Below are 13,460 nucleotides of genomic sequence, written 5' to 3'. Positions count from 1 at the left end.
AAGTAGAAATGAGATGTACTTCACAGTAATTTGTGAATTACATTCCAAGCAGGCGTAATATTTCAGCAGAAATGCGCATTAAATATAAGAACCATTAATACAATAGTGAAATTAGTGATATTTATGCGTGAATAATCACATTTCATTACGAGAAAAAATAATTCCCATACCGCTGACACTCCTTTTCCACAAACAATTACCTCGCTGTGAACTTTATTTTATGGTCAGGAAACTAATGCTGGTTTGAGGGATGACATGAAGCTAAAAAATTATTCACTAATATTACTTATGGGTATGAGTTCCTCGGCGTTCGCCTTAAACGTCTATAATAAGGATGGCAATACTCTGGATATCTATGGCCGCGTTGAGGGAAAAATAGCAAGTGGTCAGAATTCATTTGCTGGCAGTGAAAGCCGAAGCGATCTGGGTGGCCGTGTAGGTATTTACCTCACCCGAGATCTGGATCTTCTGCCAGATACCAAAATCGTGGGTCGACTGGAATGGCAGGTGCGTACCGAAAAAAATGATAACAATACCGGTGAAAGCGATATGGAGGCCCGTTATTCCTATGTCGGTCTCTCAAATAAAACATGGGGTGAACTGATCACCGGGAGAACCAAAAATCCGTTGTATCAGGTAATGAAAATGACCGATAAGTACAAAAATTTCACCCCTAATATCTATAGCTATGGCATTACAACCATTGATGATTCATACCAGTTCAACCGCCAGGACGGCACCGTACAGTGGAACGCCAAATTTGCTGGCAATGAGATTCAACTGGCGTGGGTTTCTGGGAATGGCAACAGCGATAACGAAGCCCTGGATTACGGCGCGATGGCCAGCTATCGCAAGTCTTTCAAATTTGGTGATTTTAGAATTACACCCGCACTCGCGGCCAGTCGTTACAAACGACAGGATGGCGTAGTGACCACCGATGGGCGTAATCAAAACGATCAAATTATGGGAGGATTACAACTCAGTTATAAAGCCTATGAAGTCGCGGTAACCGCATTGCGTACTTCTATTTCTCGCGATAACAAAAGCGATAATAATTATAAAGGGATGGATTCACTCATTTCCTACAACTTTGGCACCGTCAAAGTTCTCACCGGATATAGTTTTTTAAATGAAGATGGTAAAGATATTGCTGAAAAAGAAGACTGGCGTGCTGAGGCGCAATTAACATTGGCTGAGGATACGTGGTTATCATTTACTTACGATAAAGAATTCGCCAGTAAGAACAAAAAAACCAATGATGATGCGCTCATCGTTGGACTCCGTTACGACTTCTAAGAGATAATCGATGAAAAAGATAACTTTGCTTGCCGCAGCAACGGTCATGGCACTGAGTAGTATCTGCGCTCACGCTGATACGTTATTAGCGCCTTCCGCACATGCTAAAATGGATGGCGAGAATAAAATCGTCGCGCTTTATGGTAACTCGTTCACGTTCTATAACAATAATATCAATACCCGATTACGGGATTTGACGCAGTCTTTACTGCCTGACCATGCCAAAGGCTATAAATATCGGGGGATCACGATTTCCAGCGGTCATTTAGGCTGGCAAATTGAGAATATGCGCTACCAGAACACGTTACAGAAATGGGATGTAGTGGTATTACAGGGGAACTCCACAGAAACAATTTCAAAGAAAGAAAGTACCCGGAAAAATTTCGTTGACTCTGCAACCCAAATGGCTGAGATGGCGCATAAAGCAGGTGCAAAAGTTGTCTATTTCATGACCTGGCCGAAGAAAGCTAAACCCGAAGATAGCCAAAAGCTGGCGGATGCTTATATCTCCATTGCGCAAAAAACGGGGGGATATGTGGCTCCGGTAGGTCTCGCTTTCGAGAAAGCGCGCAAGACCCATCCGGAAATTAACTTGTATTATCATGATGGTGTACACCCTTCTATTTCTGGTACATATCTCGCCGCTTGCGTATTCTTCGCCACCCTGTACAACCAGTCTCCTGTCGGCGGCGCGCTTCCTGTTGATACGGACATGACCCCTGCCACCGCCAAAGCGTTACAACAGGTAGCATGGGAAACCGTTACTGAGTTCCAAAAGTCATAATCACCGGGTTATTCATCCCCAACACGCCGGCAATCGTGCTGGCGTAAATTACATTATCCCCCGTCTATTCCTTAGCAACCTACGCAAATAAGAATTATTTTCATTTGTTTATGCCATGTGCTATATAACATAGCAAAGGCTATATTCGATGATAAATTAACCACCTTGTTGCGAGGGATACTATGCCGCATCTGCCCCATCTGAAGTCATTTCTCCTTGCCAGCGTGTTAACAGCGCTGACGCTGTCACCCGCCTGGGCGAAAGAAAAATTCAAAGTGGTAACCACCTTTACGGTGATTGCCGATATGGCAAGCAATGTAGCAGGTGACGCGGCGGACGTTAGTTCTATCACCAAACCGGGGGCTGAAATTCACGAATATCAACCAACCCCAGGCGATATCAAACGGGCGCAAGGCGCACAGCTTATTCTCTCCAACGGTCTAAACCTCGAACTATGGTTTGCCCGCTTCTACCAAAATTTGTCCGGCGTACCTGAAGTGATGGTCTCAAACGGCGTGCAGCCAATGGGCATCAGCGAAGGGCCGTACAACGGTAAACCAAACCCGCATGCCTGGATGTCAGCGGAGAACGCGCTTATCTACGTGGATAACATTCGTGATGCGCTGATCAAATACGATCCGGACAATGCCGCAACCTACCAGAATAATGCGCAGAATTATAAAGCGAAAATCCAGCAGACTCTGGCCCCACTTCATACAGAACTGGCAAAGCTCCCTGCTGATAAACGCTGGCTGGTCACCAGCGAAGGCGCATTCTCTTATTTAGCTCGTGATAACAATCTCAAGGAGCTGTATCTGTGGCCGATCAATGCCGATCAGCAGGGTACGCCCAAGCAGGTACGCAAGGTTATCGATGCCATCAGAGCGCATCATATCCCAACGGTATTTAGCGAAAGCACCGTGTCCGACAAACCAGCGCGTCAGGTTGCCCGTGAGTCTGGCGCGCATTACGGCGGCGTGCTGTATGTCGATTCGCTCAGCACTGCCGATGGTCCGGTACCGACCTATCTGGATTTACTGCGCGTCACCACGCAAACCATTGTTAACGGCATCAACAAGGGTCTGGAGAGCCAACCATGAGTCACTCTGCGATTACCGTAAATCAGGTTACGGTGACGTATCGCAACGGTCATACCGCATTGCGGGACGCCACTTTTCAGGTTCCGGGCGGCTCAATTGCCGCGCTGGTCGGCGTAAACGGTTCGGGAAAATCAACGCTTTTTAAAGCGCTGATGGGTTTTGTCCGCCTGGCGCAGGGGGAAATCTCAATTCTGCAACAGCCGGTAAATAAGGCGCTCAAACAGAATCTGATCGCCTATGTCCCCCAGTCAGAAGAGGTGGACTGGTCGTTTCCGGTACTGGTGGAAGATGTGGTAATGATGGGACGCTTTGGCCATATGGGCTGGCTGCGTCGACCAAAACAAATTGACCACGCCTGCGTAGATGCGGCGCTGGCGCGAGTTGATATGCTGGATTATCGCCATCGTCAGATAGGTGAACTGTCCGGTGGGCAGAAAAAGCGTGTTTTTCTGGCAAGGGCCATTGCACAGGACGGACAGGTTATTTTACTGGATGAACCCTTTACCGGCGTGGATGTAAAAACCGAGGCCCGGATCATCGACCTGCTGCGTGAACTGCGTGATGAGGGTCGAACCATGCTGGTCTCTACCCATAATTTGGGATCCGTCACCGAGTTTTGTGATTACACGGTGATGATTAAGGGCACGGTGCTGGCAAGTGGACCCACCGAAACCACCTTTACCCCCGAAAATCTCGAACTGGCATTCAGCGGCGTACTGCGTCACGTTGCGCTGAGCGGCGGTGAGCAACATGTGATTACCGATGATGAACGCCCGTTTATTTCGCGACGCACGGCAAACGAGGGGGAATAACCATGAACTGGCTAACGGAGCCGTTTGGCTACCAGTACATGCTCAACGCCATGTGGGTCTCGGCGATGGTCGGTGGCCTGTGTGCGTTTCTCTCCTGCTATCTGATGCTCAAAGGCTGGTCGCTGATTGGCGATGCGCTGTCGCACTCTATCGTGCCGGGCGTGGCAGGCGCTTATATGTTAGGGCTTCCCTTCGCGCTTGGCGCATTCCTTTCCGGCGGACTGGCGGCGGGCAGTATGCTGTTTCTTAATCAACGTTCGCGCCTGAAGGAAGATGCGATTATCGGACTGATTTTTTCGTCTTTTTTCGGTATCGGGCTGTTTATGGTGTCGCTCAATCCGATGTCGGTGAACATTCAGACCATCATTCTCGGCAACGTGCTGGCGATTGCGCCAGAAGATATTCTACAACTGGCCATCATCGGGGTTATTTCGCTAACCATCCTGTTTTTGAAGTGGAAAGATCTGATGGTGGTTTTTTTTGATGAAAACCACGCGCGCTCTATCGGTCTGAATCCGGGCCGGTTGAAGCTGTTATTTTTTACGCTGCTCTCCGTTTCCACGGTCGCCGCGCTGCAAACCGTCGGCGCATTTCTGGTGATTTGCCTGGTGGTTACGCCCGGTGCAACGGCCTGGCTGCTGACCGATCGTTTTCCACGCCTGCTCACTATCGCCGTAGCTATTGGCAGCCTGACCAGCTTTTTCGGCGCCTGGCTGAGCTACTGGCTGGACGGTGCAACCGGCGGAATTATTGTCGTTCTGCAAACGCTGCTGTTCCTGCTGGCATTTGTCTTCGCGCCAAAACACGGTCTGCTGGCGAATCGCCGCCGCGCCCGTCTGGTGAACAAGGAGTCAGTATGATCTTAACAACGCTGCTGGAACCCTTTCAGTTTGGTTTTATGGTCAATGCGCTGGTCATCTCCACCATTGTCGCCGTGCCCTGCGCGCTGCTGTCTGTATTTTTAGTACTCAAAGGCTGGGCGCTGATGGGCGATGCAATGAGCCACGCGGTTTTCCCGGGAATTGTACTGGCGTGGATTGCGGGCATCCCACTGGCAATTGGCGCATTTATCGCCGGGCTGTTCTGTGCGGTGGCGACGGGTTATCTCGACGATAACAGCCGCATCAAACGCGATACCCTGATGGGAATCGTCTTTTCCGGCATGTTTGGCGCAGGGCTGGTGCTGTACGTCTCTATCCAGTCAGAGGTCCATCTCGATCATATTCTGTTCGGCGACATGCTGGGCGTATCGTTCAGCGACATCATACAAACCGCGGTTATTACGCTTGGGATAGCGCTTATTATTGGGCTTAAGTGGAAAGATCTGCTTCTGCATGCGTTCGACCCGCATCAGGCAAAGGCCAGTGGGCTTAACACAGCACTGCTACATTACGGCCTGCTGTGCATGATCGCCCTGACGATTGTCGCCACGCTAAAATCAGTAGGGATTATTTTGTCGATCTCCTTACTGATTGCGCCTGGCGCCATTGCTATTTTAATGACGCGGAAATTTTCCCACGCCTTGTGGCTGGCGGTGATTATGTCGGTCGTTACCTCGTTTATGGGCGTGTACCTGTCTTTTTTCATCGACAGTGCACCGGCCCCCACCATCGTCGTACTATTTTCACTACTGTTTGTGATGACCTTTATTTATTCCACCCTGCGCGATCGTCGTTTAGAACGGCGACGCCAGCAATACGACCTCTGACGGAGTGGGCAGTGATATGCCCACTATCGTTATTAGAATACGTAATGACAATATTCCCAGCGTCCTGAACAAATGCCCCGTTCTGAAACCATGCCATATTTACCAGCGCTATTTAATAATCAGATAGTCACTATCACATTAGATAAAAATACAGGTAAATTTTATGAGCAAGATGAGCATGTCAGAAATCTATTCTGAACCAGAGGCCTATGGCTTACCACGCAAAGGTATAACACTTAATAATAAGGAAGCTGCGTTGGTGGTAGTCGATCCACAGATCGATTTTTTAAGTCCTCAGGGTATTGGCTGGGAGGTTTTTAAAGACAGCATTATTGAAAATAATACTGTAGAAAATCTCGAGACGTTGTTCAAAATGGCAAAAGAAGCACAAATGCCTGTTTTTATTTCTCCACATTATTACTTTCCGCACGACCATAAATGGCAATCTACCGCTCCGGGAGAAACATTTATGCACGGCACTGGAATGTTCAATCGTAAAGGTCCACTGACGATGGAGAATTTTGAAAATTCCGGCGCAGACTTTTTATCGCAGTTTAAGCCATATATTTATGATGGCGAAACGGTCATTGCCTCACCGCATAAGATTTTCGGACCAGAAACCAACGACCTGGTACTGCAATTAAGAAAACGCGGTGTCTCACAGGTCATTCTCGCCGGTATGGCTGCCAATCTGTGTATTGAATCCCATATGCGTGAATTGATTGAGCAAGGTTTTGAAGTTGTCGTCGTTAAAGATGCGACAGCGGGTCCGCGCATTCCGGAAGGTGACGGTTATCTCGCCGCTCTAACCAACTACCGCATCATTGCCAATGATTTATGGGACACCGACACCACGGTTGAAAAGGTAAAGGCAGCAGCTAAGTAATAGCTATGAGTACGGTTACCGAGGGTAATTGTATGTACAACATCGCTCATCCATTAGCCATCAAAATAAATTTCATTAAGCGCGGAGCTTTTCCATGAATCTTAAGTTAAAGGTTATTTCGGCATGTATTTTACTTTCCATGTCAGTTTCAGCTACTCAGGTGTTGGCCGCTGCCAATACAAATGAGACTACTTACTTAGTTAACCGTGGTGATCCACAATTAAAGGTCAACGGCAAATATATCGATCAGATCATTGCCGAGGTAATGGCGAAAAATAATCTGCCGGGTTTATCCATGGCGATTGTTCAGGCGCCTTATATTCCGCGCTCAGCGGGATACGGTCTGGCAACGGCAGCCAATGATGAGCTTGCTTCCACCAAAACCATGTGGGGAATTGGCCCTATCACGCAGGCTTTTACTGCAGTCGCAGTAATGCAACTGGTAGAGCAAGGCAAATTGGATCTGAATACTCCTGTGAGTGTTTATTTGCCTGGCCTGCCGGAAAGCTGGCATAACATTACGATTCTGGAATTAATGCAGCACTCATCCGGGATCCCTGATTTCAGATCTTTCGGCTATAAACAAGAGCAAAAATATACACCTGCGCAGCTGGTGGATCTTGTTAAAGATAAACCGCTCGAATTTAAAAATGGCACGGACATCAACTCCAGCGCAACTGACTTTATCCTGTTAGGAATGGCTATCGAGAAAGTCAGCGGAATGAGTTACGTAGACTTCGTCAACAAATACCAAATTGCGCCGTTAGGTCTGCAAAGCACCATGTTCGCAAAAGACATGCCAACGAAAGCATTCCTTGATCGCCCGACGCCTGATAAGCAACATAATCAGCATTCGAAATTTAAGTCAGAAATTGACTGGATCAACCCTGTTGAGCCTGCAACAGGTTACGTCGCAGCGGGTGACAAACTGGCGCCTGTCAGCGCGATCGCCACTGATAATCTGTTCGCCTACGGTGGTCTGTGGTCGTCAGCGGAAGACATCAGTAAGTGGGATATCGGTCTTGCCGGCAGCACGCTGGTTAAAGACAAAAAGCTACGCGACATTATCTATAGCCCGGCAAAACTGAAAAATGGCAAAGTCGTGCCTGCCATGGCCGGCTGGGAATTTACCCGCCATCCTGGTTTTCTGGAAATCAAAGGAACCACAGGTGGCTTTAGTGCCTATCTGAGCCGCTTTACCGCCGGTGATGAACTGGTTTGCGTGACAATGCTGACCAATAAAGAAGGCGTAGACATGACTCAGGTGGCTCGTGATATCGCTGAAGCCTATAAAATCGGGCTGGGTTCTGGGTTAAATTCAGAGAAGATCAAAAACCAGGAAAGTAAATTCTCTGTCGATGAGACGGTCTCCCGACTGAAAGCCATTCTGAAAAGCGAAGGCGTTCCGGTATTCACTGAAATTGATCACGAGAAAAATGCCGAGGGCGCGGGAATGAACCTGAGGCCAACGAAAGTCCTGGTATTTGGTAACCCTAAAGTCGGCACAAAACTGATGCAGGATAAACAGGGTGTCGCGCTGGATCTGCCGTTACGTGTCTCCGTATGGCAGGATAAGATCGGGCGAGTTTGGGTCGGTTATGAAAACCTGGATGACGTAGCAAAAACCTACGATCTTCAGGACAAGCAGACCATTGATAAGATTGACAACTTTATGACTAAGCTGGTCAGTCGGGCTGTTGATGCTTATATCCAGTAACGGGATATAGCACTCCCAGTCTTCTCATGCTGCGGGACCGTTAAAGCTCCCGCAGCGTGTCAGCGCCAGCTTAATAGCGGGCTAAACGCCTCGCGGCCCACCAGGGCACGAAGCGCAGGCAGATGACAGTTACGCGCCAGAAGCGGAGGTACGGCAAAAATAATGTCGCCGGAGAGCATCACATTCTCAAGTTGTCCCCACAGGTACCAGCCAGTTTCAACGCCACTGTCCGGGACGCATAAATGCAAATGCCATCCCTCCTGCGGCTCATCAGCAATCCCCAGCCATTGGCTAAATCGGGGGATTTCAGGCACAACCTGAGTCACTAACGAACACACACCAACCTGGTTTGCCGGTATATACAACGTTAGCGCTCCCAAAGTAATACGTACCGCCGCCAGATTAGTGGGAGCCGTCATAACCGCTGGTCTCCTGATAACGCTCAAAGACCAGATTCAGATCGAGCAGCGTGTACCAGGTTTCCATCACGTTAACCACCCCCACAGCGATGCTTTGTAACGCCGGGGGCAACGAATCTCCTGGCAAATGAATCTGGCTTTCGGCGACTTCCAACACATCAATCAGTTTATCTATCAGGATCCCACTTTGCATTTTCTCGGCGCATCCAATCAAAATAGTGCGCTTACCTGCCGAATTGACGGTAGGTTTATCGATCAGGCTGTCCAGTCTCATTACCGATTCCACCCGTCCACGATAGTTGATGACCCCTTCAAGCATTGGCGCGCAACAGGGAACCCAGGAGATCGGGCGCTCAGCAAGGATCTCTTTAATTTGCGCCCCATAGAAGGCAAAATTTTTACCCGCCAGTTGAAATAACACCAGCGTACGCTGGGGTTCATCAACGTTTTCACACTCCGGTTTTTCACCATGGTTCAGCGCAAGAATCTGCTCCAGCTGTTGGCTCATATTGACTCCTTTTACTCGGCAATGCAGAAAGTATTACGGCCATTTTGTTTCGCGGCATACAGCGCCTGATCGGCGCGTTCGCGTAGCGTTTCAATCCGATCGCCAAACTGCCACTGGGCAATACCCGCGCTGAAGGTACTGTGAAAACTGGCGTCGTTAACGGAAAATGTGACCTGCTCGTAATCCCTGCGCAATCGTTCGACCACGCGTGCGGCCTTGTCACTGCTGGTGTTGGGCATAATGATGACAAACTCTTCACCACCGTAACGGCCAACGATATCGGTGCTGCGTAATCGATGGGAGAACAACTGCGAAATACCGACAATTACCTGGTCACCGACCGCATGACCGTAGGTATCGTTAACGCTTTTGAAGCGATCCAGGTCCACCATTACCATACAAAATGGGTTGCCGCTGTAGTTCGACTCGGCAATCGCGCTTTTGAGAAAATGGGTGGTCGTTGAGTGGTTATATAACCCGCTCAGACTGTCCTGCGACATGCGGGCACGCAGGACGCGCATTCTTTCCGCGCGGATCGATACAGCGCGGATCAGCTCCTCAGGGTCGCTCTGTTTGAGGATAAAATCCTCCGCGCCGATGCTCATTGCTCCTAACTGCGCATGCTTGTTGGTCTCGCTGGAGAGATAGGCGATAGGCAGGCCAATATGCTGCGGTATTTGGCGAATCAGTTTTGTCAGTTCCTCACCGCTGAACTCCGGCATGTGATAATCCATCAACACCAGATCGATCGGCTGCGCATTCAGTACATGCAGTAGATAGTGAGGTTTTTCCAGCACATGCACTTCCATGCCCGCCATGCGCAGCATCTCCGCGTTGTATTCCGCCACCGCGGGTTCGTCATCAATCAACAATACCTGGTAAGGCTTTTTCAGCGACGGTTGAGTCAGGCGATGAAGTTCCTGGACTAAATCGGTGATAGACGCAGGTTTTACGTAGTAGCCATCGCAGCCAGATTTGATGGCGTTGACGCGGGCATTGAAATCGCTATGACACGAGAGGAACAGCACAGGGAAAGGTTTGCCCACTTTTTGTTTCAAATCCGACATTGCCAGCGGTCCACCGTAGGCGTTGTCCGGAAAGCTAACATCCATAATCACCACGGCGGGCGGTTGCGACAATACGGCCTGAGTGAAATCCTGCGTGTTCGCGAACACATGGCAGGTAAAACCAAAACAGCGCAGTTGGGTCGCGAGCAGCTCGACCTGGTCAATATCATCATCACACAGGTAGATAGGCTTACTGGCCCGCCGAACATATCCCTCTTCCGGGCGCTGCGCGGTGATCGGTAATGTGAACTCCGTATCGCTGATACGATGTTCAAGATTGAGCTGCTCCTGGGTCAGGGTGTACAACCACCTGATGATTCGTCGCAGCTCATCGTAATGCAATGTGCTTTGCTCTATTTCCGGCTCTGTTAGTAAACGCTCACCTTCTGCTGAGGCATTCGCCAGCGGGCTAAAGCCAAAGGACCCTGCCGAACCGTGAATACTGTGCAGCAGGATATGTAGCTGTTTGCGACAGGCTTCGCTAGGCTCTGCGACCAGTTGAACGAGTAATCTTTCCGCTTGTGCCAGCATGTCGGGAATTCGGCGTAGAAACCCCTGCCGCAAACGCGCTATTTTTTCCTGCGCTGCCGCCATCGCTATATGCTTATTTTCTTGTTTCATCAAACACGTAGGCTTATTCAGTTAATCGCAGATGGTTGCAGTAGCGCATTGACAGCAGCCCCCAGATTTTCCGCGAGGTTTTCATCTTTTTTCACCCAACGGTCGTACAGAGCGTCGCTGCCCGTTACTTCATTGGCACTTAGTAAAATAAAAGGCTTAGCCCAATCCTGAGCGCGTAACAGCGCCAGCAAATCCAAACCACTGATCTCTGGCATATGCAGATCGCTAATCACCAGGTCGATGTTGTTATCCGAGTCCAGGCACGCCAGGGCGGAAATCGCGCTTTCCACAATCACCACATCGTAGCCGTCCATTTGCAAAAATATGGATGCCAGTTCAGCCGCAAAAAGATCATCATCAACTAATAAAATTCGCATTTTCTCTCTCGATTTTGCGCCATCAGCACAAAAGCATTTTTAATGTTTTTATCAAACTGTCCTGCTCGAAATCGCCCTTGGCGATGTAGGCATCCGCACCCACCTGAATCCCCCGTCGCCGGTCTTCTTCCTTCGCGCGGGACGTCACGATGATGATTGGCGTATGCTGGTAGTTTTTCTCCCCACGCAACGATTTGGTGAAGGTGAAACCATCCATAAACGGCATTTCGACATCCGTCAGTACGGCATCAAACTGGGTCAGCTTCGCTTTTTGCAGCCCCGACAGCCCGTCTTCTGCCAGAGTCACCTGATAGCCGTGCGCTTCCAGCACGTTCTTTTCTATCTCACGGGTATTCAGTGAGTCATCGACCACCAGCACATGCCATGCATCCTGCGCTACGCTCGTGGCTGGCGCTGGTGTACTGGTTTGCCGTGATTGTTGCGCTATCGCCATCAGCGCGGGAACGTGCAGGATGCTGACCAGTTGGTTATCCGGTGTTTGTACCATCCCGGAGACCAGCGACTGCTGTTGCATATGCTTCGGTAACGGTTTGATCATCATCTTGCGTTCATCGAGCAGCTTATCCACCTGCAGCGCCATTTTGCTGTACTGGTTCTGCACCACGATTAATCGCTGTCCAGGCGTTGAAAAGCTGCTCTGGCGTTCATGAATGCCCAGCAAGCTACCTACGCAAACCACCGGGATAAACTCGTTATGCAAGATAATGGCAGGACGTCCGGCGATATCGCTGATCCCCTGTGTCGTGCATTCCACCACCTCAACCACATACTGCGCAGCCAGTCCAAACAGGTGCCCCTGCTCTTCAAATTGCAGAATCCGCATCATGGTTAACGAAACAGGCAAACGCAGGTTAAAGCTGGTTCCGACTCCCGGACGGCTATAAACCTGCAAATCGCCTTGCAGGTCGGTCACCACCGTTTTGCGCACCACATCAAGACCAACGCCGCGACCAGAAAGCTCGGAGACTATCTTGCTGGTCGAAAAGCCGGGATGAAAAATCAGCTCATTACATTCTTGCTCGGAGAGCTGCCCGACCATTGAAGCGGGAACAAGACCTTTACTGACCGCCTTCGCGCTGATGGCCTCATAGTTCAGACCACGGCCATCATCTTCGATACGCAGTAGTATCCCGCTGCCGTCCTGCTGGGTGGTGATGGTAATCGTGCCGCGAGTGGATTTACCGAGCGCCAGACGTTCGTCGATCTCACCAATCCCGTGATCGACGGCATTACGCAGTAGATGAGTCAGCGACTCCGAAAGCCGATCAATGAGCTGGCGGTCGATTTCCACTTCTCCGCCAACAAAGCGGCACACCACCTGCTTGTTCAGTGTGGAAGCCAGTTCGCTGACCTGCAGCGAAATGGGTTCAAACAACGTTGAAAGTGGCAGCATACGGATCCGCGCCGCCACATCGTATAGTTCAAACATCTGTAAATGCTGGAGCTGAACGCTTTCTTTTAACTGGGCGCTAAAGTCGTGGATCTGCTGGCGAAGCTGTTCAGCGCTTAATCCCGGTAACCGTGGTACCAGTTGACTCAGGTTTTGTATCTGTTGTTCCAGGCGATCATGTCCGGCGAGCACCTCCCCCAGAATGTCGATCAGTCCATCGAGCTTGTTCAGCTTTACCCGAACGAAATCCGCCTGCTTAATTCCGGCATCCATGCTGGAAGGTGTCGCAGGCGCAGGGACTACCGGTTTTTCTGTTGCCCCGGCAGTTTCAACAGCCAGCGTGATATCCTCTCCCCGACTGGCGCGGGCAAGACGTTCGCACAGCCCGGCATCCGCCGGTGGCAACTGATTATCCCCTTCGCTGACAAAAAGCTGGGTAAGCTGACCAGAAAGATATTCCACAGACTCATGGATTAGATTGCCCAGCGCCCTGTCCGGCGTCAGTTTGTTATCACGTAGTTCACTCAATACATCTTCAAGATGATGCGTGACATCGGCAATACTTTGCAGCTTCAGCATCCGCGCACCCCCTTTCAGGGTATGCGCAGCGCGAAACATCTCACCTATCCAGGCGTCGGTATGTTCATCAGCGGAGAGGAGAAACGCCCCTTCGCTGATCGTCTGCAAATGACCTCTCCCTTCATCAATAAAGCGCAGAACGAATTTTTTCAGATCGATAGCCATAATCGCTCTT

The 13,460-nt window shown here is 49.9% G+C and carries 13 protein-coding genes; 8 read left to right on the top strand and 5 right to left on the bottom strand.

Going from position 1 to position 13,460, the window contains the following annotated elements; genetic code table 11:
- The first annotated feature begins 255 nt into the window (after positions 1-255).
- The 8 genes from OGY33_RS15455 to OGY33_RS15420 all read left to right on the top strand — a co-directional run bounded on the left by OGY33_RS15455 (position 256) and on the right by OGY33_RS15420 (position 8,303).
- Positions 256-1,296, top strand: a complete 1,041-nt coding sequence (locus OGY33_RS15455) for a porin (RefSeq protein ID WP_032944758.1) — start codon at positions 256-258, stop codon at positions 1,294-1,296.
- 10 nt (positions 1,297-1,306) lie between these two features.
- Positions 1,307-2,080 (top strand): SGNH/GDSL hydrolase family protein, encoded by a 774-nt coding sequence (locus OGY33_RS15450; RefSeq protein WP_191238179.1) that lies wholly within the window; start codon positions 1,307-1,309, stop codon positions 2,078-2,080.
- A 182-nt stretch (positions 2,081-2,262) separates the two neighbouring features.
- A complete protein-coding gene (locus OGY33_RS15445) occupies positions 2,263-3,180 on the top strand; it encodes a metal ABC transporter substrate-binding protein (protein WP_136392282.1) in 918 nt (305 codons plus the stop codon).
- Positions 3,177-3,992 carry an iron/manganese ABC transporter ATP-binding protein SitB gene (gene sitB / locus OGY33_RS15440; protein WP_003825870.1) on the top strand — a complete coding sequence of 272 codons (816 nt, stop codon included), beginning with the start codon at positions 3,177-3,179 and terminating at the stop codon, positions 3,990-3,992. The genes OGY33_RS15445 and sitB overlap by 4 nt, the downstream gene beginning before the upstream one ends.
- Positions 3,993-3,994: 2 nt before the next feature.
- Positions 3,995-4,852, top strand: a complete 858-nt coding sequence (sitC, locus tag OGY33_RS15435) for an iron/manganese ABC transporter permease subunit SitC (protein ID WP_008785642.1) — start codon at positions 3,995-3,997, stop codon at positions 4,850-4,852.
- On the top strand, positions 4,849-5,700 hold the full coding sequence (gene sitD, locus OGY33_RS15430; protein ID WP_032944764.1) for an iron/manganese ABC transporter permease subunit SitD: 852 nt from the start codon (positions 4,849-4,851) through the stop codon (positions 5,698-5,700). Before sitC ends, sitD begins: the two co-directional genes overlap by 4 nt.
- Before the next feature lie 163 nt (positions 5,701-5,863).
- On the top strand, positions 5,864-6,586 hold the full coding sequence (locus OGY33_RS15425; RefSeq protein WP_191238178.1) for a cysteine hydrolase family protein: 723 nt from the start codon (positions 5,864-5,866) through the stop codon (positions 6,584-6,586).
- 94 nt (positions 6,587-6,680) lie between these two features.
- Positions 6,681-8,303 (top strand): serine hydrolase, encoded by a 1,623-nt coding sequence (locus OGY33_RS15420; protein WP_048215675.1) that lies wholly within the window; start codon positions 6,681-6,683, stop codon positions 8,301-8,303.
- Between the two features lie 59 nt (positions 8,304-8,362).
- On the opposite strand, the gene OGY33_RS15415 is transcribed toward OGY33_RS15420, so the two are convergent.
- The 5 genes from OGY33_RS15415 to OGY33_RS15395 are packed head-to-tail and all read right to left on the bottom strand — an operon-like array spanning position 8,363 to position 13,450.
- Entirely contained in the window at positions 8,363-8,722 is a 360-nt protein-coding gene (locus OGY33_RS15415; protein WP_191238177.1) for a hypothetical protein, read from the bottom strand.
- Positions 8,706-9,230 (bottom strand): chemotaxis protein CheW, encoded by a 525-nt coding sequence (locus tag OGY33_RS15410; protein ID WP_032944769.1) that lies wholly within the window; start codon positions 9,228-9,230, stop codon positions 8,706-8,708. The genes OGY33_RS15415 and OGY33_RS15410 overlap by 17 nt, the downstream gene beginning before the upstream one ends.
- Positions 9,231-9,241: 11 nt before the next feature.
- Complete coding sequence (locus OGY33_RS15405) at positions 9,242-10,918, bottom strand: diguanylate cyclase (protein WP_128316621.1); 1,677 nt, start codon at positions 10,916-10,918, stop codon at positions 9,242-9,244.
- Between the two features lie 17 nt (positions 10,919-10,935).
- Positions 10,936-11,295, bottom strand: a complete 360-nt coding sequence (locus OGY33_RS15400) for a response regulator (protein ID WP_008785648.1) — start codon at positions 11,293-11,295, stop codon at positions 10,936-10,938.
- Between the two features lie 22 nt (positions 11,296-11,317).
- Positions 11,318-13,450 carry a hybrid sensor histidine kinase/response regulator gene (locus OGY33_RS15395; RefSeq protein ID WP_191238176.1) on the bottom strand — a complete coding sequence of 711 codons (2,133 nt, stop codon included), beginning with the start codon at positions 13,448-13,450 and terminating at the stop codon, positions 11,318-11,320.
- Positions 13,451-13,460: the final 10 nt, after the last annotated feature.

This window comes from Citrobacter sp. Cpo032 (assembly GCF_030332975.1).
Lineage (GTDB): Bacteria > Pseudomonadota > Gammaproteobacteria > Enterobacterales > Enterobacteriaceae > Citrobacter > Citrobacter portucalensis.
The sequence above is the reverse complement of the archived record's forward strand: the minus strand, read 5'-3'. Positions and strand labels throughout refer to the sequence as shown.